25 protein-coding genes and 2 pseudogenes are annotated in these 24502 nt (G+C 61.5%); 20 read left to right on the top strand and 7 right to left on the bottom strand.

Features of this window, described 5'->3' with window-relative positions; all coding sequences use genetic code 11:
• Positions 1–9 precede the first annotated feature (9 nt).
• The 6 genes from ACP7D4_RS16150 to ACP7D4_RS16125 all read right to left on the bottom strand — a co-directional run bounded on the left by ACP7D4_RS16150 (position 10) and on the right by ACP7D4_RS16125 (position 4950).
• A complete protein-coding gene (locus ACP7D4_RS16150) occupies positions 10–1164 on the bottom strand; it encodes an ATP-binding protein (RefSeq protein ID WP_426210076.1) in 1155 nt (384 codons plus the stop codon).
• Entirely contained in the window at positions 1165–1548 is a 384-nt protein-coding gene (locus ACP7D4_RS16145) for a response regulator (protein WP_426102291.1), read from the bottom strand.
• Positions 1549–1739: 191 nt separating this feature from the next.
• Positions 1740–2018 carry a DUF971 domain-containing protein gene (locus tag ACP7D4_RS16140; protein ID WP_426210074.1) on the bottom strand — a complete coding sequence of 93 codons (279 nt, stop codon included), beginning with the start codon at positions 2016–2018 and terminating at the stop codon, positions 1740–1742.
• Positions 2008–2454 carry a HEAT repeat domain-containing protein gene (locus ACP7D4_RS16135; RefSeq protein ID WP_426210072.1) on the bottom strand — a complete coding sequence of 149 codons (447 nt, stop codon included), beginning with the start codon at positions 2452–2454 and terminating at the stop codon, positions 2008–2010. Before ACP7D4_RS16135 ends, ACP7D4_RS16140 begins: the two co-directional genes overlap by 11 nt.
• Before the next feature lie 35 nt (positions 2455–2489).
• The gene (locus tag ACP7D4_RS16130; protein ID WP_426210070.1) at positions 2490–2942 is read right to left on the bottom strand and encodes a HEAT repeat domain-containing protein; all 453 of its coding nucleotides are present in this window, start codon (positions 2940–2942) and stop codon (positions 2490–2492) included.
• Positions 2943–3315: 373 nt separating this feature from the next.
• A complete protein-coding gene (locus tag ACP7D4_RS16125) occupies positions 3316–4950 on the bottom strand; it encodes an ATP-binding domain-containing protein (RefSeq protein WP_426210068.1) in 1635 nt (544 codons plus the stop codon).
• Positions 4951–5191: 241 nt separating this feature from the next.
• Between ACP7D4_RS16125 and ACP7D4_RS16120 the strand changes: the two genes are divergently transcribed.
• From ACP7D4_RS16120 to ACP7D4_RS16025, 20 genes and pseudogenes are all read left to right on the top strand, one after another.
• Positions 5192–5662: a rhodanese-like domain-containing protein gene (locus tag ACP7D4_RS16120; protein WP_426102313.1), complete on the top strand. Its 471-nt coding sequence runs from the start codon at positions 5192–5194 to the stop codon at positions 5660–5662.
• A 35-nt stretch (positions 5663–5697) separates the two neighbouring features.
• Positions 5698–6621, top strand: coding sequence for a serine O-acetyltransferase EpsC (gene epsC, locus ACP7D4_RS16115; RefSeq protein WP_426210066.1), 924 nt, complete (start codon positions 5698–5700; stop codon positions 6619–6621).
• A 19-nt stretch (positions 6622–6640) separates the two neighbouring features.
• Positions 6641–6883: a helix-turn-helix domain-containing protein gene (locus ACP7D4_RS16110; RefSeq protein WP_426210064.1), complete on the top strand. Its 243-nt coding sequence runs from the start codon at positions 6641–6643 to the stop codon at positions 6881–6883.
• 143 nt (positions 6884–7026) lie between these two features.
• A pseudogene (locus ACP7D4_RS16105) lies at positions 7027–7959 on the top strand (family 2A encapsulin nanocompartment shell protein).
• Between the two features lie 8 nt (positions 7960–7967).
• Positions 7968–9812 (top strand): family 2A encapsulin nanocompartment cargo protein cysteine desulfurase, encoded by a 1845-nt coding sequence (locus ACP7D4_RS16100; RefSeq protein ID WP_426210062.1) that lies wholly within the window; start codon positions 7968–7970, stop codon positions 9810–9812.
• 305 nt (positions 9813–10117) lie between these two features.
• The gene (locus ACP7D4_RS16095) at positions 10118–10882 is read left to right on the top strand and encodes a HAMP domain-containing protein (protein WP_426210060.1); all 765 of its coding nucleotides are present in this window, start codon (positions 10118–10120) and stop codon (positions 10880–10882) included.
• Positions 10883–10895: 13 nt separating this feature from the next.
• Complete coding sequence (locus ACP7D4_RS16090; RefSeq protein ID WP_426210058.1) at positions 10896–11795, top strand: EAL domain-containing protein; 900 nt, start codon at positions 10896–10898, stop codon at positions 11793–11795.
• A 304-nt stretch (positions 11796–12099) separates the two neighbouring features.
• Positions 12100–15000 (top strand): PAS domain S-box protein, encoded by a 2901-nt coding sequence (locus ACP7D4_RS16085; RefSeq protein ID WP_426210056.1) that lies wholly within the window; start codon positions 12100–12102, stop codon positions 14998–15000.
• An 11-nt stretch (positions 15001–15011) separates the two neighbouring features.
• Complete coding sequence (locus tag ACP7D4_RS16080) at positions 15012–15344, top strand: response regulator (RefSeq protein ID WP_426102327.1); 333 nt, start codon at positions 15012–15014, stop codon at positions 15342–15344.
• 41 nt (positions 15345–15385) lie between these two features.
• A complete protein-coding gene (locus tag ACP7D4_RS16075; RefSeq protein WP_426210054.1) occupies positions 15386–16255 on the top strand; it encodes a response regulator in 870 nt (289 codons plus the stop codon).
• Positions 16200–16844 (top strand): putative bifunctional diguanylate cyclase/phosphodiesterase, encoded by a 645-nt coding sequence (locus ACP7D4_RS16070; RefSeq protein WP_426210194.1) that lies wholly within the window; start codon positions 16200–16202, stop codon positions 16842–16844. Before ACP7D4_RS16075 ends, ACP7D4_RS16070 begins: the two co-directional genes overlap by 56 nt.
• An 18-nt stretch (positions 16845–16862) precedes the next feature.
• Positions 16863–17897, top strand: a complete 1035-nt coding sequence (locus ACP7D4_RS16065; protein ID WP_426210052.1) for an EAL domain-containing protein — start codon at positions 16863–16865, stop codon at positions 17895–17897.
• Between the two features lie 80 nt (positions 17898–17977).
• Positions 17978–18631, top strand: a complete 654-nt coding sequence (locus tag ACP7D4_RS16060; protein ID WP_426107634.1) for a MarR family winged helix-turn-helix transcriptional regulator — start codon at positions 17978–17980, stop codon at positions 18629–18631.
• A 94-nt stretch (positions 18632–18725) separates the two neighbouring features.
• Positions 18726–19277, top strand: a complete 552-nt coding sequence (locus ACP7D4_RS16055) for a carboxymuconolactone decarboxylase family protein (protein ID WP_426107635.1) — start codon at positions 18726–18728, stop codon at positions 19275–19277.
• Entirely contained in the window at positions 19274–19786 is a 513-nt protein-coding gene (locus ACP7D4_RS16050; RefSeq protein ID WP_426210050.1) for a redoxin domain-containing protein, read from the top strand. Before ACP7D4_RS16055 ends, ACP7D4_RS16050 begins: the two co-directional genes overlap by 4 nt.
• 80 nt (positions 19787–19866) lie before the next feature.
• Entirely contained in the window at positions 19867–20610 is a 744-nt protein-coding gene (locus ACP7D4_RS16045; RefSeq protein ID WP_426210048.1) for a hypothetical protein, read from the top strand.
• Positions 20611–20816: 206 nt separating this feature from the next.
• Positions 20817–22421 (top strand): GAF domain-containing protein, encoded by a 1605-nt coding sequence (locus ACP7D4_RS16040; protein WP_426210046.1) that lies wholly within the window; start codon positions 20817–20819, stop codon positions 22419–22421.
• Between the two features lie 362 nt (positions 22422–22783).
• Entirely contained in the window at positions 22784–23287 is a 504-nt protein-coding gene (locus ACP7D4_RS16035; protein ID WP_426210044.1) for a hypothetical protein, read from the top strand.
• A gap of 56 nt (positions 23288–23343) precedes the next feature.
• Positions 23344–23733 carry a hypothetical protein gene (locus tag ACP7D4_RS16030; protein ID WP_426210042.1) on the top strand — a complete coding sequence of 130 codons (390 nt, stop codon included), beginning with the start codon at positions 23344–23346 and terminating at the stop codon, positions 23731–23733.
• 57 nt (positions 23734–23790) lie between these two features.
• Positions 23791–24225 (top strand): DUF6678 family protein, encoded by a 435-nt coding sequence (locus ACP7D4_RS16025; RefSeq protein WP_426210040.1) that lies wholly within the window; start codon positions 23791–23793, stop codon positions 24223–24225.
• Here the strand turns inward: ACP7D4_RS16025 and ACP7D4_RS16020 are convergent.
• Positions 24222–24398 (bottom strand): annotated as a pseudogene (locus tag ACP7D4_RS16020) (IS481 family transposase); the annotation flags it as partial. The gene ACP7D4_RS16025 and the pseudogene ACP7D4_RS16020 sit on opposite strands and share 4 nt — an antisense overlap.
• Positions 24399–24502: the final 104 nt, after the last annotated feature.

Below are 24502 nucleotides of genomic sequence, written 5' to 3'. Positions count from 1 at the left end.
GCTTGACTGCTAGTCGTCGCCGTTCCTGCGCTGCGGTGTGAGTCGGGGCAAGCTGACAGAAAACTTTACGCCCGTCTCTTTAGTGGAACAAACAGAAATCTCACCATTATGCGCCTTGACGATTTCTTTGACGACATACAGGCCCAGTCCCAGGTTCTGTACCCGGGACCTGGTCCTTTCACCAGGCGGGCGAATGGCAAAGCTCTTGACGGGATCGAACAAGGTGCGCAACTTTGCCTGGGGAATGACGTCGGCGTCGTTGCTAACTTCAAATAGAACATTGGACTGGCAACCGTCAATGGCGACCAAGATCGTGCTTTCCCGATTGCCATGCTGAACCGCATTGGAAATCAGGTTCGCAAAGGCCTGGGCCAGGCGCGGTCCATCCCATGTGCCCACCAAATTGCCTTCAGAGACGAGTTCGATGTTGCGGTCGGGATGGAATGTCCGCGCTTCCTCGACCACATTCTGGCAAATTTCGGCCAGGTCGACGGTGTAAGGATCAATCGGTATTCCATCGCCCAGGTGCGAGGTTGAAAAGTCGAGAAGGTCGCGCACAATTTCATCCACGCGCTTGGTGCTGTTAAAAATTCTCAGGCCCACCTTGAGCACTTTGGCCGGCAAGGTCTGGTCTTGCAGCAGCACTTGCGCACCCATGCTCACGGCGCCCAGCGGCGAGCGCACGTCATGGCCAAGAATGGCCAGGAAAAGGCTTTGCGCGTCGCGCAGCAACTTTGTATACCTGGCCATCGATTCGCTCTGGGCCTGGTCGATCGCTTCGTTAAAGCGCACCATATCGTCGATTTCGTCCGCGGTGCTCACAGCGGTATCGCGCGTCCACAAGCGCAGCACGCTCGACCTGAGGGCCCGGAATTCGGCCATTACCTGGTCGCTGTTCAAGCCGGACGCCATGCGCGCTGCAGCGTGTACTTCGGCGGCCGTATCGGTACCGGCGACCGGGGCCAAGCCCTTGGACTTGGCGATGCTTTCGCTTTCTTCCTGCGGGGTTGCCAGATCGGTGGCTATCACCTTCAGGACCTCGGTTGCATGATCACGCAATTCGATCCGACCGGCGTCTTCCAGCGGTGCGAGCGTTCCCGCAAAGTCTTCCCACTCCTTGAGAATGGCGTCGAGATTGCTCAGTATAAAAAGAGAGAGACGCATTTACACCTTGCAGTAATTGCTGTGCTCGGTGCGAACACCGGCCAACAGATCACGTACGACAACCAGCAGATTCTCCGCCAAAAATGGCTTACGCAAAAAAGCATCGTAATCGGTGCCTTGCGCGATATCGCATCGCAACGAGGCGCTCATCAGCACGATGGGCAGTTGTGCGGTCGATGGATCGGCGCGCAATTTTTCGCTTAACTCCACGCCGCTCATGCCCGGCATCGCGCAATCGGAAATGAGCAGCTCGTGCGACGCGCTCCCCAGCCTGGAAAGCGCTTCGGCGCCGCTGGCCGCGACACTGACATCGAAGCCATGCGCTTTGAGCAGCATCGAGCAGGTTTCCGCCATGCCCACATCGTCATCTACTATTAAAATCATGATTGCATTCTATTCGTCTTTTGGGTTCCGTCCAGGCCTCGGCAACGAGTCAAAGATTTGACCCGATTCAAGTTTGCCTTTCCGCAGGAAATTTATCAGTGGGTTAGCGAACAGTTCGAAAATTTAAAAAACGTCGCGCGCAATGTCGGCACTTGCGCCCCGATGCACCTGGAGTAAAACCGGCGAGCGGCTCAGCTTGCGCTGCGCAACAACGCCCAGGGATAGATCCCGCGGTCATGGCCGTCGCTAAAGACCAGTTGCACCGCGTAGTGGCCGATTGGCCTGATCGCGTCAAGCCGCATATTCGCCGCCGGCGCGGCAAGCTCGCCGCGCAGGCGCGCCGACTGGCAGTGGGAACACTTGCAGGCGGCGCGCAGTTGCCGGTGCGTCGCTTGCTGCCGTTCGCCATCCTCCCACAGTACTTCCAGCACACCCTCGCCGCGCCGGTTGGTGATCTGTTCAGGCTGCATGTTGAATCTGCCCCAGCGCCAGGCGGACCGCCTTGCGCGCTTCCGGATCCGGATCGCTGTCCTGTTGCAGTAGGGCAGGCAATGTGGCGGCGTCGCCTATCTCCCCCAGCGCCGGCGCAGCCTCCTTGCGCAAATTGCTTACCGTGTGGGCGAGCGCCTCGACCAGCGCAGGCAGCGCGGCGCGATGGCGCAAGCGGCCCAGGCTGCGCGCCGCGCGCAGGCGCACCTGCCAGTAGGGATCATTCAACGCGTCGATCAAATCCGGCGCGGCGGCCAGCGCGTGCAGCTTGCCCAGCGTCGTGGCCGCCTCCTCGCGCACCTGCCATGCAGCGTCATGCAGCGCTCCACGCAGGGCTTGCAGCGCTGCCGTGCCCAAAGCAAAGCCGAAGGCTCCCACGGCGCCGCGCCGCACGTCTGGCTCAGGGTCGGCTTGCACCAGCGCACTTAAGGCGCCCGTGGCATCCGCGTTTTTCAGGTAGCGAGCACGCTTACCGCTTGTCGTCGCACTAGCGCGTCGCTGGCCTGCAAGGCTGCCATGGCGGGGGCAAAACTGCCTGGCGCGCGCAATTCGCGCAGCGCCCGCAATACGGCCACGCAGACAAACGGATCGGCATCGGCTGCGTGCGGCAGCAACTGCGCCGCCGCTGCGCCATTTTTCAGCTCCGACAAGCTGTGCGCCGCCGCTGCCGCCACTACGACGTCGTTGTCGCGCAGCGCGGCCAGCAGGGCATTGATGGCGTCCGGCTCGTCGTAGCCTTCCAGTGCGCGCGCCGCCTCCACCCGCACATCGGGAGCGCTGTCGCCCAAGGCGGCAATCAGCAGGGGCGCGTCGTCGGCGAACCCGTTGTCGGCCAGCTCGAGCACGGCAATACGGCGCACCGTGCTGTCGGGCGAGGCCAGGCGTTGCAAAAAATCGTGACGCATCGTGTCCTCAGGTAGCAAATTGTAGAGGCAGCGCGAGCGTGCCCAAGGGGGTCAAGCGCGCCAGCAGGCGTGCATTGTGATCGGGGTACAGAATCGGGATATGCTTTTCATCATGGACTGCTTCGGATCGGCCTGTCATGACAGGAAGGTATGAAGCGAAGTCCAGCGAGCGCCAGGCAAGCCATGGTCGAATAAAAATGCCGGTGGATATTCGAAAAACAAACGCCAATGCCGAATTTAAATTTCAACTATGGATATGTGAAATCAATCGTGGCGCCAGGCGCGGGGATGGCGCATAGTGCGCGTCTCCTCCAGTTGCTTTTGTCATTGGAGTTAGCCCGCCTTTGTCGGCGGGCTTTTTTTTGTCAAGCGTTCACATGCGTTCGAGCAGTTGCTGCTGCGCCCGTTCGCTAAGCACCATCACCAGCTTCAAGCGCGCGCGCGTCATCCCCACAAACAATTTACGCAGCACCAGTTCGTCGATCATGTCGAAATCGATCTCGGTAAAGATCACCGCCGGCGCCGACTGCCCCTTGAAGCGGTAGACCGACTCTGCCAGCAAGCCGCCTTCGCGGTACACGGGGTCGCCAAACAGGTCATAGGCGCCCATGAACGACTTCAATGTGTGGGCGTCGCTCAGCCGGTCCAGTTTCAGGATGGCCGAGCGTTCGCGTCCGCGAAAGGTGGCAATGGCAATGTCGTGCCGCGCGAACCCGGCGGCCAGGCACAGCGTGATGGCGTGCTTGGTCTGGGCGAGCATGGCCTCGGTATCGGTGTGCGGGAAGACCAGCTCGTCAATATCGGCCCCTTTGAATGGCGAGCCCGCCTCCACCGGCGGACTTACCGCGCCGATGGCGGCGAGCATGTCGACAATTTGCCGCGGGCTGCGGTAATTGGTGTCGGAATGCAGTGTGACCCAGCCCGGCAAGGGCACCACCTCGCGCCCATACAGGTTCTGGTTCGGGTCTTCCAGCCAGATGGCGCGTCCATCGGCTTTTAGCATGCGCAGCAAAATGTCGCGCCATGCGACCGAAAAATCCTGCCCTTCATCGACGATCAGCACATCATGCCGCCACGCCTCGGGCAGCTCGGCCGTGGCCATTTGCCGCTCGATGTCGCGCCAGACGTCTGGCGCGGCGTAGTTCGGCGTCTGGCCCTGGAAACGCAAGAAGGCGTCGCTGAGCATGTGAAAGGTCGCCACGCGCCCGCCGGCCGGCACCAGGCGCTCGATGTGGTCGGCCAGGGGCCGGTTGTAGCAGACATACAGCGGGCGCAGACCCGCTTCGATGGCCGCCGTATATTCGGCCAGCGCCAGCTGCGTCTTGCCGCTGCCCGCCGTACCGATCACGCGCAGCCTGAAGGGAGAAAATTCAAGCCGCCGCGCCCAGATGGCAAGGCCGCCGGCCAGGCGCGTAACCATCTCGGCGGCGTTGCCGATCATCGCGCTCGGGTCCGGCCGCAGGCTGAGCGTGTTGCCAAGAAAGCGCGTCACTTTCTCGAACTGCTCGCCCGGCTTGTCATGGGTGAGCGGCAAGGTGACGCGGATCACTTGCGCCAGCTGGTCTTTGCGGGTGGCGTCGATGATATGGCGCGGGTCGATGTCGGCCAGATGCGGGTCGCGCACGATGTAGTCGGGACAGTACAGCAGGTAGTCGATCGACAGCTCGCCGCCGAAGCGCTCGCGCAGGCCGCTAATGGAGCGCGTGATGTGATGGCGGATCTTGCGTGGCTTGCCTTCGAAGTTCTTGACCAGGCCATCGGGCGTCTCGTTCAGAAAGCCCGATTTCTGTTCGATCAGCAATATCCGTGCGGTGGGCGCGAAGATGATGAAATCGATTTCCCCGTAGGCTGAAAAACCGTTTTCCACATTGGTCCAGTGGACCCCGTGATAGATGCGGTACGGGGTATCGGCCAGGCGGCTCTCGAGGTAGGTGAGCGTCTCGATTTCACGCGCCGCGGCGCCGGTGACGGCCAGCTCTTTCCAGCCAGTAGGGTAAATGTGGAGCATAAGCGGGCCGCGGCCGGTCATCGGTAATTCTCTATTGTAAAACTTTGATGGCGAGAATGCCACGCGCTTGCCTGGGATGTGGTTCGCATTGGCATCGCATCTTCCTTATTCTTTTTGCAACTTTACGCAAACGTTTTTATTCGTTCTTTTCCGAATTGAAGAATCGTATATTGGCTTGCCGATGTCTATCGCCACCAATGCGCCAGACCGCCCCTTGCAGCCCAACGAAAAAGGTTCCGCCATGTCAGATGACACACTTCCGTCTGCGATTGCGCCAGCATTGGCATCCATCCATGCCGAAGCGGCCCGCGCCGGCTTGCCGTTTGCCGGCGCCGTGCCGCCCGCCCTCGCCTGGCAACTGACATCCACCGCCGGCGTCTTGCTGGTGGACGTACGCTCGGCCGAAGAGCGCCACTTTGTCGGCCACGTACCCGGTTCGTTGCATGTGCCCTGGGCCACCGGCACCGCGCTCTCGCGCAACCCGCGCTTCGTGCGCGAACTGGAAAGCAAAATTGGCGGCAAGGATCGCGCCGTCTTGCTGCTATGCCGCAGTGGAAAACGCTCTGCGCTGGCGGCCGAAGCGGCCACCAAGGCCGGCTTGAATCTGGTGTTCAACGTGCTCGAAGGTTTCGAAGGCGACATCGATGCCCGGCAACAGCGCGGCAAGTCCGACGGCTGGCGCTTTCGCGGCTTGCCGTGGGTCCAGGACTAGCGCCGGCGCAAGCACCCGATATTTCAGAGGATCTCATGGCCACTTTCGACATCACGAGCATCGTCCAATCCCTGCATGCAACGCGCCATCGCTGGCGCCAGCAGCAACGCGGCGCCAGCGAAGTTGGCGCGCGCGAGTTTCCCTCGCGCGAAGCGCTGGCCGCCATCATTGACAGTCTCAAGGGCGTGCTGTTTCCCATGCGCCTGGGCCCGACCGAGCTGCGTCAGGAAAGCGAGGATTTCCACGTAGCGCACGCGCTCGACGGCGCGCTGCACGGCTTGCTCAGGCAAGTACGCCGTGAGCTGAACTACAATGCGGCGCTGACCGGCGCCGAGCTTGGCGATGTCGATGCCGCCGCCCTGGCGCTGGTGCGCAGTTTCGCCGCAGCGCTGCCGGCCATCCGCGTTTTGCTCGACAGCGACGTACTTGCAGCGTTTCAAGGCGACCCGGCGGCGCGCAGCGTCGATGAAGTCCTGCTGTGCTATCCGGGCGTGCTGGCAATGATCCACTACCGCCTGGCGCATCACCTGTACGTGCTGGGCTTGCCGCTGCTGGCGCGCATCGTGGCCGAACTGGCGCATGGCGCGACCGGCATCGATATCCATCCCGGGGCGCGCATCGGCGCCGGCTTCTTCATCGACCACGGCACCGGGGTGGTGATCGGCGAGACGGCCGTCATTGGCGAACGCGTGCGCCTGTACCAGGCCGTCACCCTGGGTGCCAAGCGCTTTCCCACGGACGTGGACGGCACCCTGCAAAAGGGCTTGGCGCGCCACCCGGTGGTGGAAGACGACGTCGTCATTTACGCCGGCGCGACCATCCTTGGACGCATCACGATCGGCAAAGGCGCGGTCATCGGCGGCAATGTCTGGCTGACCCACGATGTGGCGCCGGGCGGGCGCGTGGCCCAGGCCGAATCGCGCGAGGGTGCGTTTGCCAACGGCATCGCCGCTACCTGATCGAGGGGGAATCGACAACATGATCAACGACAGTGTTCCCAGCGTGCTGGTCACAGGCTTCGGTATCGGCGTGCGCCAACTGCGCGAGGCGCGCGGCTGGTCGCAGGAGCGACTGGCCGAACAGGCCAACTTGAATCGCTCCTTCGTCGGCGAGATCGAGCGCGGCTGCGTCATCGCCTCCTTGCTGACGGTCGAAAAACTGGCGGCGGCACTCACCTTGACGCCTTCGGCGCTGCTGACTCGCTGCGAGGCGATCAAGTAGTCCATGTGGACCACGTTGATGGCGATAGCATGTTGCGCGGGCAATGCTGCACCTGCACACTGGCCGGGTTGATTTTCTCACCAGACAATTCGTGCGTGCTGGTGACGCAATCGCTTTTTAAACCAAGCTGAATTGGAGTGACCATGTCGGCAACAGTGGGCGGTACAAGCGCACTTAAAGATAACGCGGCGCGGCAACTTGCCAACGCCACCAAGACGGCCCCGTAACTGGAGACCATCAGTCCGCGCTGGCTGACGCATTTGCTGCAATGGGTGCCGGTGGAAGCGGGCATCTATCGCCTCAACAAGGTCAACAATCCGGAAGCGATCAAGGTCACCTGCACCGCGCGCCAGGAAGAAAACCAGCTGCCCCGCACCTACGTCGACTACGAGGAAAATCCGCGCGAGCTGTACCTCAACGCGGCCTCCACCGTGCTCGACGTCCATACCCGCGTCTCCGACCTGTACAGCAGCCCGCACGACCAGATCAAGGAACAACTGCGCCTGACGATCGAAACCATCAAGGAAAACCAAGAAAGCGAGCTGATCAACAATCCCGACTACGGCTTGCTGGCGCAAGTGACGGACCGCCAGCGCATCTTCCCGCTGACCGGTGCGCCCACGCCGGACGACCTCGATGAGCTGCTCACCAAGGTCTGGAAGGAGCCCGCCTTCTTCCTCGCCCATCCGCTGGCGATCGCCGCCTTCGGCCGCGAAGCGACCCGGCGCGGGGTGCCGCCGCCGACCATCAGCCTGTTCGGTTCACAATGCATCACCTGGCGCGGGATTCCGCTGATCCCGTCCGACAAGGTGCCTGTGGCCGACGGCAAGAGCAAGAACTTGCTGCTGCGCGTGGGCGAGAAGCGCCAGGGCGTCATCGGGCTGTTCCAGTCGGGCTTGCCGGGTGAGCAAAGTCCCGGCCTGGCGGTGCGTTTCATGGGCATCAACAACCACGCCATTTCCTCGTATCTGATCTGCCTGTATTGCTCGCTGGCCGTGCTCACCAGCGACGCGCTGGCCGTGCTCGACGACGTTGAGATCGGTAAATACCACGACTACCCGGACACTTACAAGTAAGCCGCGCCATGAACCTGTTCCCTGCCCCTGCCCTTGGCGCTGCCCCTGCCGCCAACCTGCCTGCCGCAGCGCCTTTCGCCGTGCCCGATTCCCCGCAGCCGCCGTTCGACCCGGCTGTGCTGGCGCGCCTGGCCACGGCGTTCTTTGCGGCGCCCCCGTTCGCTCCGCACGGCGTCCAAGCCCCGGGCAATATCGCACCGCCCGGTTCGCCGTTGGTCAGCCCGGCCGGCTTTGGTCCCGGCCTACCCGGCACGCCGATACCACAAGTGCAACTACCCGGCACCAACCTGATCCCGGCCGCGCCCACCAACGTCCTTTCGCTGGGCAATCGCGCGCCGGCGCTGCTGCCCGCCGCGCAAGCGGGCAATGGCGCGCCGGACAAAGCGCACGGTGCCATTCCCGCCTACGAACCGCGTGCCGGCGGCGCCTTTCTCGGCGTACCGCAAGCGATCAAGGCCGCGCTGGCGCCCCGGCCCGGCCCGTTCTACTTCCTCGATGCCGTCCACGGCGAGCCTGGCATAGCTGACGCGCCGGCACGCTCGCCGGCGCCTTTGTCCACGCCACACTATTATTTTGTCGCCGCTCCGCCGGCGTCGGCGGCGCCCGAGCTCACCGAGCGCTCGCCGCCGTTCGACGTGCATGCCGTGCGGCGCGACTTCCCGATCCTGCAAGAGCGTGTCAACGGACGCCAGCTGGTCTGGTTCGACAACGCGGCCACGACGCACAAGCCGCAAGCGGTCGTCGACCGCATCGCCCACTTTTACGCGCACGAGAACTCGAACATCCACCGCGCCGCGCATGCACTGGCCGCGCGCGCCACCGATGCTTATGAGGGAGCGCGCCAGCGGGTGCGCCGCTTCCTGAATGCGCCCGCAGTCGAGGAAGTCATTTTTGTGCGGGGAACCACCGAAGCGATCAACCTGGTGGCCAAAAGCTGGGGCGCACAATATGTGGGCCAGGGCGACGAAATCATCGTCTCCCACCTCGAGCACCACGCCAACATCGTGCCGTGGCAGCAACTGGCAGCGGCCAAGGGCGCCACGCTGCGCGTGATTCCGGTCGACGACACGGGCCAGGTCTTGCTCGACGAGTACCGCAAGCTGCTCAACAGGCGCACCAGAATCGTCGCCGTCACGCACGTGTCGAACGCGCTCGGGACAGTGACGCCGATCCGCGAAATCGTCGAGCTTGCGCATCGCGCCGGCGCCCGGGTACTGGTGGACGGCGCCCAATCGGTATCGCACATGCGCATCGACGTGCAAGCGCTGGGGGCCGACTTTTTTGTCTTTTCGGGCCACAAATTGTTCGGGCCGACCGGCATCGGCGTGCTGTGGGGCAAACGCGAAGTGCTGGAAAACATGCCGCCGTGGCAAGGCGGCGGCAACATGATCGCCGACGTCACCTTCGAAAAGACACGCTACCAGCCGATACCGAACAAGTTCGAGGCCGGCACGGGCAACATTGCCGACGCGGTGGGACTGGGCGCCGCCATTGATTACATCGGCCGGATCGGCATCGACAACATCGCGCGCTACGAGCACGACCTGCTGGAGTACGGCATGCGGCAACTGGGCGCCATCAGGCAAGTGCGGCTGATCGGCACGGCGACCGGGAAAGCCAGTGTGATCTCGTTCGTGTTGGCCGGGCACAGCACCGCGCAGGTCGGCCAGGCGCTCAACGACGAGGGCATTGCCGTGCGCACCGGCCATCATTGCGCGCAGCCGATCTTGCGCCGTTTCGGGGTCGAGAGCACGGTGCGCCCGTCGCTCGCCTTCTACAACACCTTCGACGAAATCGACCAGTTGGCGGCAGTCGTCAAGCGCCTGGCGCAGCACGAGCGCTCTTTTGCTTGACATTGTCGGGCGGGCGCGCAGCACCGGCCGGCGCCGCGCGCCGCGCCGCCGTGCCGCCGTGCCGTTCCACCAAGAAGCAGTATTGATGGTATTCAACAAAAAGATTGATGTGGAGAAAAATGTGATCCACATTCCCGTGTGGAGGCGAAGCGCCGAGGCTCCACCGGGGCCATCAAATGCGTATTGCGACAAGACTCGGCGCCGTCGTGCTGACGGTTTTTATTATAAGCTGCGCCGTCGCAGCGTTTGCCGCAATGCGTTTCCGGGAAGTTGCCAAACTGACAGTCGCGGCCGAAGCACGCGACTTGGCCACAAGCATGGCCACCATGCTCGCTTACGACAGCGCCCACGCCAGCGATCAAGAGCGCAATCTCCAGTACCAGCGCATCATCGCCGCCGTCGCCGCGAGCCAGCAGCGCGACCGGGAAGTCTTTGACCGCAATCTGGTCATCGTGGCCGACGTGGCGAGCGAGGACGTTGGCACGCCCGCTCCCCAAGGCTTGCGCCGCGACAGTATCGCCGCCACCTTGCGCGACGGCCAGCCGCGCCTCATCACGGAAGGCGCGGGCCAGAATAAGGCGCTGATCCACCAGGTGGTGGTGCCGGTGTATAACCGGCAACGTCGCGTCATCGCGGCGCTCATTTATGAATATACCCCGCTGTACGACAGTCTGCTGAGCCGCGCCCGCGACGCCATGCTGGTCGTCGGCTGCGCCGCATTGCTGGGATTGGCGTTGGCCTTGCTGTGCGCGGCCTGGATTTCGCGCAGCATTTCAGCCCCGCTCAAGCAATTGACGCATGCGGCGCGCCAGCTCGCGCAGGGGCAGCGCCATGTGACGGTCAGCACCAGCTCCACCGATGAAGTCGGCGCACTAACGCGCGTCTTCAACAAGATGAGCGTGGCCTTGCTGGCGTCGAAAAAAAATTTGTCGAAACAGGCGCAAACCGATTTGCTCACCGGACTGCCCAACCGCATGCGCGCCTGCACCCAAAACAAGCGCTGGCAGGATGCGGCTCGCCGCCGGTGCCAGTGGCCGTCAATGTCTCGTCCAGGCAGTTGCGCACGCTGAGCTCGAGTCGATTGTGCAACGCGCGCTCGACGACAGCGCGCTCGCGCCGCAATGGCTGGAACTCGAACTGACCGAAAGCGTTTCCATGGCCGATCCCGAACGCAGCGTGCCGATGATGGAGCGCATGAAGACGATCGGCTTGTCGCTATCCATCGACGACTTCGGCACCGGTTACGCGGACATGAGCTACCTGCGCCGTTTTCCGATTGACCGCCTCAAGCTCAGCATCTCGTTCGTGCCCGACATCACGACCGACCCGGGCTGCCTGGCCATTGCCGACGCCATCATCACCATGGCCCACAGCCTGCACCTGGAAGTGGTGGCCGAAGGGGGGGGGGAAACCGAGGGGCAGCTGTCCTTGCTGGCAAGCCGTCATTGCGACATCCTGCAAGGCTACTTTTTCAGCAAGCCCTTGCCGGCGGCCGAGCTGGAACAATTTCTGCGCACCGGCCACAGCATGCCTGCAAACCTCACCGGTCGCGCCAGCAACGCACCCCTGCTGTTGTTGCAGGACGACGAGACACTCGTGCTCGAGTATCTGTCGTTGGTGCTCGGCAATGAAGGCGATGACGTGCGCGCCATGTCCGACCCCCTGCGCGCTTTTGAGTTACTCGCGTGCCATGAGTTTGCGGTCGTGCTACGCGACCAGCGCATGCCGGCCATGGATGGCATTGCATTTTTGAGCCGTGTGAAAAGCATGCATCCCGCGACCATCCGCATCATCCACAGCGCCTTTGACGATGCGCTCGTCACGCGCGAAGCGATCAACCGCGGCGCCGTGTACAAGTTTGTCGACAAGTCGGCGAACAATCTGGCACTGATTCATGCAGTCAAGGATGGCTTTGACAGTTACCTGGCGCGGCGAACCACAAGCCATGGCGCGAATCCGGCCGGCGCCACCCTGCATGGCTGAGGCGCCGAGCGGCGCCCAAGGCCAGCGCAGCGGGGCGGGGCGGGGCGGGGCGGGGCGTCACCTGAACATGACGTGAGCCTGACATTCGACAAAAGAAATATTACTTGAAAAAAGTATTGCCAAATTATTTTTGGCAACTCAATGCCCTTGCCGAAATTAACTTTTGGTTACTGCTATAGTGTGGCCGTATGTATGTTTCTCGCCCATGGTTGCAAGTGCCGCGCCATCGGCAAGCCTGTTCGGCAGTGGCGAGTGCGCCCCGTGCGCGCGACGAACTGAGCATTTTGTTGATTCGAAAGCGCCTATGCGTACGACTGGTTTTGGGATGGTTATCGGCGCCACCGAGCACAAATTAGTTGCAGATGGAAATATTGAGGTCAGGCGCCAGGAAAGCTTACTGAAAACTGGCGCGCTCCAGGACGCCATTTTCTACAGCGCTTATTTCTCTTGCATCGCGACCGACGAAAAAGGGGTGATCCAGCTCTTCAACGTGGGCGCCGAGCGCATGCTGGGCTACAGTGCGCTCGACGTCGTCAACCGGATCACGCCAGCCGACATTTCCGATCCCCTCGAAGTGATTGCGCGGGCCAAAGCGCTCAGCGTGGAAGTCGACACCCCCATCACGCCTGGATTTGAAGCGCTGGTCTTCAAGGCCTCGCGCGGCATTGAAGATATTTACGAGCTGACTTACTTTCGCAAGGATGGCAGCCGCTTTCCTGCGCTGGTCTCGGTCACGGCCTTGCGCGACGATCAAAACGCCATCATTGGCTACCTGCTCATCGGCACAGACAATACCGCGCGCAAGCAAGCTGAAGAAGCGCTGCTGAAGGCGGGCGCACTGCAAAGCGCCATCTTCAACAGCGCCAATTTCTCCAGCATCGCCACCGACGCCAGGGGCGTGATCCAGATTTTCAACGTCGGGGCCGAACGCATGCTCGGCTACACGGCGCTCGAGGTGATGAACAGGATCACGCCGGCCGACATCTCCGACCCCCAGGAAGTTATCGCGCGCGCGCTCGCGCTCAGCCTGGAGCTGGAAACGCCCATCACGCCCGGCTTCGAAGCGCTGGTTTTCAAGGCGTCACGCGGCATTGAAGACATCTACGAACTGACCTATGTGCGCAAGGACGGCAGCCGCTTTCCGGCCATCGTCTCCGTCACGGCGCTGCGCGACGCCCACGACGACATTATCGGCTACCTGCTCATCGGCACCGACAATACCGCGCGCAAGCAGGTCGAGGCCGCCCGGGCGCTGCTCGACCAACGCTTGCGCGATCAGCAGTTCTATACCCGTTCACTGATCGAGTCCAGCCTCGACGCCCTGATGATGACGGACCCGCAAGGCATCATTTCGGACGTGAACCAGCAGATGGTCGCGCTCACCGGACGCACCCGCGACGAACTGATCGGTGCACCGAGCAAGAAGTTTTTCACCGACCAGGTACAGGCCGACGCCGCCATCAAGCGCGTGCTCCAGGAAAACAAGGTCACCGACTACGAACTGACGGTGCGCGCACTGAACGGGGTGGAAACAGTGGTCTCGTACAACGCTGCCACCTTCCACGACCGCGATCGCAAGCTGCAAGGCGTGTTCGCCGCCGCCCGCGACGTCACGGAGCGCAAGCGCTTCGAACATACGCTGGAAGTAAAAAATGGTGAACTGGAACGTGCCAGCCGCATAAAATCGGAATTTTTGGCCACCATGTCGCACGAATTGCGCACGCCCCTGAATGCCATCATCGGCTTTTCCGAAGCGCTCAAGGATGGCTTGCTGGGCGAAACCAGCGCGCTGCAAAACGAATGCATCAGGGACATTTTCAGCAGTGGCCAGCACTTGCTGTCGCTGATCAACGATATCCTCGACCTGTCCAAAGTCGAAGCGGGCATGATGGCGCTCGAGCTGGAAACGGTCGATCTGCACGCCCTGTTACTGAACAGCATGACCATCGTGCGCGAAAAAGCTGCCGCCCAAAACATCACGCTGGCCCTGGAAGGTGGCGCCGAGCTGGGCTTGCAACAACTGGACGTGCGCAAGACCAAGCAAATCATCTATAACCTGCTGTCGAACGCCGTGAAATTTAGCGCCAGTCGCGGCGCCGTCACCTTGCACGCCCAACGCGTGCCGCGCAGCGCGGTCGGCCAGCTCGCCGGCCACTGGCCGGTGCACAGTTTTCCCCTGGCGCCAAACGAGTACCAGGAGTTTCTCGCACTGTGCGTGAGCGACGCCGGCATCGGGATTGAGGAAAACGACTTGGCCAAGCTGTTCCAGGCTTTCAGCCAGATCGATAGCAGCCTGGCACGCAAATTCGAAGGGACGGGGCTAGGTCTGTCGATGGTGAAGCAGCTGGTCGAACTGCAGGGCGGCGCCGTGGCGGTCGCCAGCCGCGCCGGCGAAGGCTCGCGCTTTGGCGTGTGGTTGCCGCTTCGCGCGCCGCTGTCCGAGGCGCCGGCCGCGCCCGTCAGCGCGCCAGCCGCGGCGCGCCCGCAAGCGGCGGTTCACATGGCGCTGGTGGTCGAAGACAACGACCAGTCCGCGTCCCTGGCGCGCCTGCTGCTCGAAGCGGAAGGCTTTACCGTGCTACGGGCAGCGAGCGCGGAAGAAGCGTTACGCATGGCGCCCCAGCAGCCACTACACCTGATCACGCTTGATATCCGACTGCCGGGCATGGATGGCTGGCAATTTCTGCAGTGCCTGCGCGACATCCCGGCGCTGGCGCGGGTGCCGGTCGTGGTCATTTCCGGCATCGCCAATGCCGATCTGGGCCTGTCTGGCGGCGCTGCGGCCATCTTGCAAAAGCCGATCAGCCGCGCCCAGTTGCAAGCGTCGCTCAGCCTGCTGGGGCTACACCCGGCACTGGAACGCACGCGCACGGTACTCGTTGTCGATCACGACAGCCGGGTGGTTGAAACCATCGCCGCCTTTTTGCCCATGCCCGCCTATGCGGTGGTGCGCGCCTACACCGGAAGCGAAGCCATCTTCCTGGCGCAACACATGCGCCCGGACCTGATCTTGCTGGACCTGATGCTGCCGGACCTGAGTGGTTTCGCAGTAGCCGAAATGCTGCAACACAACGCCGCGACGGCGCGTATTCCCATTCTGGTGGGCGCCGCAGCGCAGACCGGGGTGGCGCAGCGCGGCGCAAAAGAAAGCCTCGACCAGGCCCGCTTCATCGCCGAAGTAAGGCGCGCAATGCTGCGCGACTAAGGGGAACGGGCATGGCACGCATCCTGATCATTGAAGACAGCGCCGCCACCATGAAGTTGACCACGCTCCTGCTGCGCCATGCCGGGCATGCCGTGTTGTGCGCGCAAGACGCCGAAAGCGGCTTGCTGATGGCGCGCACCGAGCGGCCGGCATTGATCCTGATGGACATTCAATTGCCCGGCATGGATGGCCTGGCCGCAACCGCGCTGCGCAAACAGGACAGCGCCACAAGCGCCATCCCCATCATTGCGCTCACTGCCATGGCCATGAAGGAAGACCGCGAAAAAAGCGAAAGCGCCGGCTGCGATGCTTACATTGCCAAGCCGCTGCGCTACGCACAATGATATGCGGCGATCGACGCGCTGCTGCTGCCGCCAGTGTCAGCATGACGGTGCGCGCGCCCACCATCCTGATCGTCGACGACGAAGCGCAAAACCGGCGCCTGCTGGCGGTACTGCTGCGCCCGGAAGGCTACCAGACCTCCAGCGCGATCAGCGGCGAAGAGGCGCTGGCCGCCATCGACGCCTCGGCGCCGGATCTGATCTTGCTCGACATTACCATGCCTGGCATGGACGGCTATCAGGTGGCCAGCATCCTGAAGGCCAACCAGGCCACTGCCAACATTCCCATCATCATGGTGACCGCGCATATGGAGCGCACGGCGCGCCTGGCCGGGCTCGATGCGGGCGCCGAAGATTTTCTGACCAAACCGGTCGACCGCGCCGAGCTTTGGTTGCGGGTGCGCAAACTGTTGCGCCTGAAAGCGTTTGGCGATGTGCGCGACGAAGGCCTCGATCTGGAGCAGCAGGTGCTGGCCCGTACCGTCGACCTGCAGCGCTTTCGCACGGCGATGGACGCGACCGCCGACGCCATCATGCTGGTCAGCCGCAACAGCATGCGGTTTATGGAAGTGAACGAAACAGCGTGCAGCCTGCTGGGCTACGAGCGCAGGCAATTGCTGGACATGGGACCGGCCGAACTGATCGACGCGAGCAACGCCAAGCTGGAGCGCCAGTATGACGCGCTCATTGCCGGCCCCGCCAACCGCGACCAGCAAGAAACGGCCATGGTGCGCAAGGATGGCTCGACGGTGCAGGTGGAAGTGAACAGCCAGGCCCTGCGTTCCGGGTCGGACTGGACCATCGTGGTCGTGGTGCGCGACATTACCGAGCGCAAGGAAGCGCAGATGCGCCTGACGCATCTGGCCCACCACGCCGCCCCTGACCGGCCTGCCCAATCGCACGCTGTTTTATGAAACGCTCAAGCGCACCCTGGCGCTGGCGCGCGACACAGGTTCGCTGGTGGCGGTGATGTTCATTGACCTGGACAATTTTAAAGGCGTCAACGACACGCTAGGGCACGCGATTGGCGACGAGCTGCTGCTGCAGTTTAGCAATCGGCTGGTGCAATGCGTGCGCGTGCGCGACACGGTCGGCCGCCTGGGGGGCGATGAATTCGCGCTGATCCTGATCATGCAGGAGGGCCAGCAGGGGGCGGCGGTCATTGCCGAGAAAATCCGCGACGTGCTGCGCACCCCCTTTCTGCTGCACGGCCACGATGTGAGTGTCACGGCCAGCATTGGCACTACGATCCATCCGGACGACGCGTCCAGTCCCGACACGCTGATCACGTACGTCGATACGGCCATGTACGAAGCCAAGCACGCCGGGCGCGACACGTACCGCTTCTTCACGGCCCAGATGAACGCCGACGTGCTGGCGCGACTGGAGCTTGAAACGGCATTGCGCAAGGCGATCAGGAACGAGGAATTCGTGCTGCACTACCAGCCCAAGGTGCACCTGAACAGCGGTCGTATCGCGGGCCTGGAAGCCCTGTTGCGATGAGAGCGTCCCGGGCATGGCATGGTCGCGCCCAAGGACTTCATTTCGGTTCTGGAAGACACCGGGATGATCGTGCAGGTCGGCAGCTGGGTCGTGGCGCAGGCGTGCAAGCAGATCGGCGTGTGGCTGCAGTCGGCGGTCGGTCCCATCCAGGTGTCGGTCAACGTTTCCGGACGGCAGTTTGTTGAAGGCGACCTCGATGGAAACATTATCGCCGGGCTGGCCATGCACGCCATTCCGGCCGACCTGCTCGAACTGGAATTGACGGAAACGTCGCTCATGGCGCAAACCGAGCGCACCATCGAAATTTTACAGAGCGTCAAGCAACACGGGGGTCAGGTGTCCATCGATGATTTCGGCACCGGCTATTCCAGCCTGGCCTATTTGCGCCGCTTTCCCATCGATAAGCTCAAGATCGACATGGGGTTCATCCGCGACGTCACCACCAACCCCGATGACGCGGCCATCGTGCTGGCCATCATCAACCTGGCCCACAGCCTGAAGCTCGATGTGATTGCCGAAGGCGTCGAGACCGCAGCCCAGCTCAACTACCTGCGGCGCCACCACTGCGACCAGATCCAGGGCTATTACTTCAGCGCCCCGCTCACTGCCGAGCAGGCCACGGAAGTGCTGCTGCAAGACACCGCGCTTCCACCGGCACAAGACAGCGGACAGTCGCGCAAGACCTTGCTGATCATCGACGATGACCCGGTCATCCTCGAGGCACTTGCCATCCTGTTCAGCTGCGACGGGTACCGCATCCTGTGCGCGCCGTCGGGCGCCGATGGCTTCGACCTGCTCGCATTGAACGAGGTGCAGGTGATCCTGTGCGACCAACGCATGCCAGCCATGAGCGGCACCGACTTCCTCGACAAGGTCAAGCAGCTCTATCCAAAGACGTTTCGCATCGTGTTATCCGGCCATACCGATCTGGAGTCGATCATGGAGGCGGTCAACGGCGGAGCGGTGTTCCGTTTCTATACCAAGCCTTGGGATAACAAGCTGCTGCGCGATAACGTGCGCGATGCTTTCCGCCAGTTTGCCGCGATTGGATGAGGCCTGGGGTGCGCCTGTCCTTGTCGATAAAAACTAATTAGGACTCTTGACTAATCGGGCGCCTATGGTATGCTGCGTTCATGGACATCACACCTGAATCCCCTTGGGACGGCACACCAGACATCTCGGCACGCATTGTGGTCGCGATTGCCCGCGTGTCGAGCGTGCTACGTGCCGGCATGTGGGAGTTTGCCACCGCCGAGGGCTTGAATCCCACCCAGGCCGACATCTTGCAATTGCTCAGAGAGCGCACCCAGGGTGTGCGGCTCGCGTGGCTGGCGGCGCAATTGTCGGTGTCCCCGGCCAGTGCCAGCGATTCGGTCTCGGCGCTGGTGGGCAAGGGCCTGGTCAACAAGGCGCGCGCCGACGACGACGGTCGCGCCACGGCCTTGTGGCTGACAGAGCAGGGAAAAGCCCTGGTCGACAAGATGTCCAAGGCGCTCGGCTTTGCCGATGATGCCGCCTCCGCGCTTGAGCGTGACGTGCAGGAACAGTTGCTCGTCGGCCTGTTCAAACTGATTTCGCAATTGCAAAAAAACAAGCGGTTTCCCGCCCTGCGCGCCTGTTTGTCGTGTCGATTCTTCGAGCCGAACCGTTTCCCGGGCAGCCAAGCGCCGCATCACTGCGCGCTGGTCAAGGCACCGCTGCCGATCGCCTTTCTGCGCATCGATTGCGCAGAACATCAAAGCACCGACCCGCTGACGGAACGGCGGAACTGGGATGCCTTCGCATGAATTTTTTTTGACTTAAATAATTAGGACTCCTATTGAAACAGCGCGTGGCCGGCCCGTTTCAACCTCTTTTGGCCACTTTTTAAAGGAAGCAACCATGTCCCGTATTGAACTGATCAACCTTGAGGCCGCCCACAACGACGTCGCTCCACTGCTGGACCAAGTACGGTCGGCGTTTGGGGTCGTTCCGAACATGTTCCGCGCCGTTGCCAACTCGCCCGCAGCACTGACCAGCATGTGGGCATCTTTTGGCGCACTGGGCAAGGGCACGCTGGACGCCAGGCTCGGCGAACAGATCGCCGTGGCCATCGCAGACGTCAACAATTGCGCCTACTGCCTGGCGGCGCACACCGCCCTTGGCCGCAAAGCCGGCGCCACGGCGCAAGAGATGAGCGCGGCGCAAGCGGGCCAGTCGCCCGATCCCAAGACCGCCGCCGCCCTGCGCTTTGCGACTTCCGTCGTCGCGCAGCGCGCGCGCATCGCATCCTCGGACGTCGAAGCGCTGCGTGCGGCCGGTTTCAACGATGGCGAGATCATGGAAATCATGGCACACGTTGCCCTGAACCTGTTTACCAACTACGTGAACGTCGCCTTCGACGTGCCGCTCGACTTCCCGCAAGTCGAACTGCGCGCACAGCGCGCCAAATGAGCGCGCAGATGGGGCGCGCCGCGCCTGAACTGGACATCGCGGCCTGGCGCAACACCACCGTGCCGCTCAGTCTTGCCTCCCTGCGCGGCAAGGTGGTTGCGCTGTATGCCTTCCAGATGCTGTGCCCGGCCTGCGTGTCGCACGGCATTGCGCAAGCAAAGAAAATGCGCGCGACGTTCCCGCACGACGATGTCGCCGTCTTGGGCCTGCACACCGTCTTTGAACACCATGCGGTGATGGGTCCGGCGGCGCTGGACGCCTTTATCCATGAGTACCGCATCGATTTTCCGGTAGGCATAGATCGCCCATCGGACAGTGAGCCCGTGCCCAGAACCATGGCCGCGTACCAGATGCGCGGCACGCCCACGCTGCTGCTGATCGACCGGACCGGCATGTTGCGGCACCATATTTTCGGTGTCTCCGACGACATGCAGGTTGGCGCCCTGCTCGCCGAGCTCATCTACGAGGCGCCGAACGGGCGTTGCGATGACGGCGCGTGCCGGCTGTAATAAAGCGAACGATGCAACTGCTGCCTTGTCGCCTATCCATGCCTGCAAATGGCACTTTATACCCTCAATCAGGAGAAAAAATGAAGACTTTGAAACGCACCCTCGTATCGGCCATGCTGTTGACGGCGCTTGCCGCGCAAGCGCACTCCAGCCACACCGGTGGCATCCACACCCCGGCCAACCCCGCCATCGATGCCGCGTTTGACATCGTGCACACGCGCATTGCAAAGCAAGGCAATTACGCAGTGTTTCATATTGCGGTGGCGGGCAAGGCTGGCCAATCGCGCCCGTCGAAGGTGGGCACACTCGCCGGCAGCACCGCGTTTTCCTATGTCTGGCCGACCACGATCGATCCGGCGGCCGTCGGTTTTGATCATAATGCCGGCATCCTCGCTTTTGCCGTCACGGCGCATCCAGACTTTGACGACACCCCCCTGTACGATGAAAATGGCGATGGCAACCTCAACAATGACGGCGACCTGTGGCACTCGCACTGGGTGGTCCTCAAGCCGGATGACGCCTGCGGCAAGGGCAAGCTGAAAGTGGTCGATATTGCTCCGGGCGCCAAGCCGGCACTGCCGAGAACGTGGCCGGGACTGCCCATTCTCATCGACAGCCCGGGTTACAGTCCGGTCTTTAACGACAGTACGCTCGAAGTGCGCGTCCCCTTCGCCGACCTGGGTGGGCGCGCCGACCTTGGCTTTGACGGTGTGACGGCCGCGCTGCGGGTCAATACGAGTGTGCACAGCCCGCTGCTGTGCGTTGCCGATGTGTTCAAGGTGGCTTCCGGGGCGCTGACCTTGCCGGGCAAGCTGGGCCAGTAGCTGCAAGGAGCCGGGCGACCAGACATGCCGGCACGCCCGGCAGTTGCCTCCCAACCCGCCATCTGTGACTGCCAAGCAACAGGAGGGCTGTCGCGGGTGCTATATTAACGGGCAGCCAACTGTAAAATTCGTTGACGGCCCGGCAGCACGACCAAGGGCAGCGCATCGATGGCTTCTTATTGCAAATTTTCCTGTGGAAGTAGTACATGAATTCAGCTCCCGATCCTGCATCACAGTGGCAAACCGTGTTCGACCAGATCGACGCGATCATGCATGTTCAGCCAGAAGACGCCTTAAAACTTTGCAAGCAAGTGTTCGTTGAGTCGTACCTGTGGGAGCCGCCCACCTACGTGCGCGCCGCCGAGCGTTACGGCAAGATCATGGATCACCTCGGCAGATCGAGCGAGGCACGCGATTCGCTGTTTGCCGCCCAGCAGGCGGCCCAGGCTTCCTGCATGCCGGCCCATGAAGCGAAAATCCTCGAACGGCTCGCGCGCGGCTATTATTCCGGTGGCGACTACCGGCGCGCCATCCAGTATTGGGATGGTTGCATCGAGGTGAACAACCAGTTCGCAGGCGACGCCGAGACCTGGATCCTGGCCAAGGTCGGCCTGGCACAAGTCTACAAGGGCGCCGGAGATTACGAAGCGGCCCTTACCATGCTTGCTGAAGCGCAGTTGCGAACGGCGCAAGTGGGCGACCCGCACCTGGACGCAAAGGTGAAAATCAACCTGGCGGTGTGCCTGATCGAGCGGCAACGCGCGGCAGAGGCCGCCGCCATCTTGCATGAAGCGTTCGCGCTCTGCTCGGAACACCAGTTGTACGACTATCTCGCGGAATCGAACCTGTACCTCGGCAAGATCGCCCTCGCCGACGGAGCTCTGGAAACAGCCATGGCGTACGTGGATGCGGGCCTTGCTGCGGCCCGCCGGGTCAATTTCCGCTGGTGCGAAGCGCACCTGCTGGCAGTCAAGGCCGAAGTCCATGCGGGCAGGGGCGCCGCCGACCTGGCTTTGCTGGCCGTGAAGGAAGCACAAGCGATTGCAATTGCTGACGGCTTCTTTGACATGTTGATACAGCAGCATTTTGCGGCGGCGCACTATGCAGCATCCTTGAACGACTTTGCCACCGCGTTTACCGAGCACAAAAAAGGGCGCGACTGCGAGCAGCGCATGCATGTCAAGGCGCCGCTGGAGCGCAGCTTCGATCTGAAAGAACAGCTGCGCTCGCATCAATGTCTCAACCGCCTGCTGCTCGACCTGTCCACGCATGACGTAGTCGAGCGCGCTGAACTGGAAAGCGCGTTGCGGCTGATTACTGAAGCCAGCAGCCAGATCCTGGCCGTGGCGCGTGTATCGCTATGGCTACTCGACGTCCCAAGTGGTGTTCTTGCGCAGCGCTGCCTGCACGCGGCCGATGGCGCCGCCGGCACCTTGGACGCGCCAATGCGCATTGGCGACTATCCGCTGTTTTTCGAACGGCTGAACGACCCCCGCGCGCTGGTCGCGCACGACGCGCTACATCACCCCCACACAGCGGAACTGGTCGAACCATACTTGAACGTGCACCAGATCAAGTCCATCCTGGTCTTCCCCATCCGGCTGGGCGGGCAGACAATCGGCGCCTTGTGCTTCGAAGGCGTCGGTACGCAACACAACTGGACCCAGGATGACCTGCTGCTAGGCAAGCAGCTGGCAGAAATGTCGGTGCGCGTGATTACCAGCTTCGAGCACACTGTGGCGCGCGCGGAAATCAACGCACTGCATGCCGGCATCATGCGCGCTCAGAATGTCTTTCCAGTCAAAAACTAGCTCAGAGAAGCTGGGGTTTGAGGCGCAGTAGAACGGTTATGCAAAGCTTTCCATAACCGTTCCTATGGAAAGCATATTGTTATGGAAAGAGCTGGCGGTGAGCCGCCTGCCCCAGCGACGGCCCGGCTTGCTATCGAGTGCAAATTTGCTCCACATAACGAGCAGCTACCGTAGCCGGAGTAAGGGCGCTTTCCAAAGGTGGTGATACCGTCCAGTCGAGTACAATCGACGGGGATAGCACGGCAGGCAGACACCAGCCGGCAACACGCAAGCAATGGCGGCAGTCGGCCAGGACCGGACGGAGCTAGCGTAGTGCTCTTCAAGCGAAGTATATGTAAACATAATTAAGAAAGTAACTCTCAATGTTGTTCATTCAGCGCAAGCGTCTTATAGCAAGTATTCTTTCCATTGCTGCCGCTGCACCCTGCATGCTAGCCTTCGGCGCGGAGTCCATATCGGGAATGAACGCGGATCAAGTTGCCGGATGTCGCTATGCATCTCAGACAACGCAGTGGCTGACGATGTTTCGCGATCGGGGCGATTCGCAGGTCCAGGCAGTCGAAGGTTTTTTGACAGTGGCCCGCACAGCAAGGTCGCCAGATGCTGAAATGGAAAAGGCGACGCGTGTGGATGCAACACGAAGAGCTGCCTTCGTATTTGCCGTACCGAACTTTGCACCAGTCACGTTCGGCCATTTCGAATTTTCCGTCTGTAAGATGAGAATGTTGAATGGCTGGTTACCGGACTTTGCTAAGGCGGACCAGATCACTGAGCAGGTCGTGGCCTGTCAGACGCAAAACAAGGAACTCAAATCGGACGCTATGGCTGCATGCGTTGATAAGGTCGTCCTCGGAAACCGCAAGTAGGTAAAATAGGCTGTAGTCGGCCAACAGCGGTCAGTTTCGTTAAAGGGTAATACCTGATGTCAATTGCGGCCAAACCATTTGGTTGCCAAGAACAATTTGACTGGGGCGCGGATATTCACTCCGTCGCCTACGATGGACGCTTGGTAGTACGCGTCCTGAGGAACCGAAACAAGGATGACGGAATCGAGGTTCAGTTCTCTCGCGTTGGTGGCTTCCGGCTTTTGGACGAAGTTCCACTTGCTGAATACTGGACGGATGAGGACTTCCCGTCAGGCTTCCCAGTGCTTGAGGTGCTTGATGGTGGATGGGTAAAAGAAGAAGACCGCCGACTTGGCTATACACAGGAACAGCGCGAATGGATTATTGTCACCGCCGGTTCATGCGTCAGCATTTTCTCGGAATGCGAGCCGACAATTGTTGACGCGGCTTGGCCTAAGCACAATTGATTTTTCCGAACCCGGCCGACAGCGGACTGCCGCAAGCAAACAATAATCAGGTTCCCTATGAATGAATTGCCAAGCGCACGCACGGCCCACGACGACGCAGCACGCAAAAAAATCGATGCGGCTGTCGCTGCTAGAAACTTGGGATGTGTGTCAAATAACACGCGTTGGGATGAGCTAATCAATCATTTCCGCCGGCTGAGTGGATGGTGCCCGTCGTACCGATCAAAATCAGTTACAGGGCATATTTCGGCATGGGATGTCGAGTGGTTTTACCATTTGCCCTTTCCGTTTGCCTCCGTCGAGTGGTTTGATATCGGCTTGTGGGAGGACGTCCCCGCAGAGGGCCGACTACTTGCGCCTTCGATCATTGACCATACGGACGAAGTGTCGATAGTCGTTGAGCAGATCGGTTTCGAATTTGAAGTGCGCGGCGACGTTCTTCGGATTTGGGGTTACATGCCTAAATCTTACGAGGACTTTCCGCCTGCCTAATTGTCAAGACCCGCTTGGTTATATACGCGTTTAACGAATAATTCTGGTTTCTTCTGCTGCCATTCTTTGAGCGCTTGAATGGGAGTTAAATGCTTCAAAGCCCGTTGCGGGATGCTGTTGTTGTAGATTTTCAGATAGCTACGCAACGTTGATTCCAGGTGACTGTTCAGCCCCTATGACCGGCAGAAATTAGTTGTAAACAATTGTGATCGCGTTCATCATGCTGGCATGGCAACGAAACCTTCTTCTCCCGACCTGACTGGACTGTCCCACGAAC

It is taken from the genome of Massilia sp. TWP1-3-3 (genome assembly GCF_049897805.1).
Taxonomy (GTDB): Bacteria; Pseudomonadota; Gammaproteobacteria; order Burkholderiales; family Burkholderiaceae_D; genus Telluria_A.
This window is presented reverse-complemented; position numbering and strand designations above follow the sequence as displayed.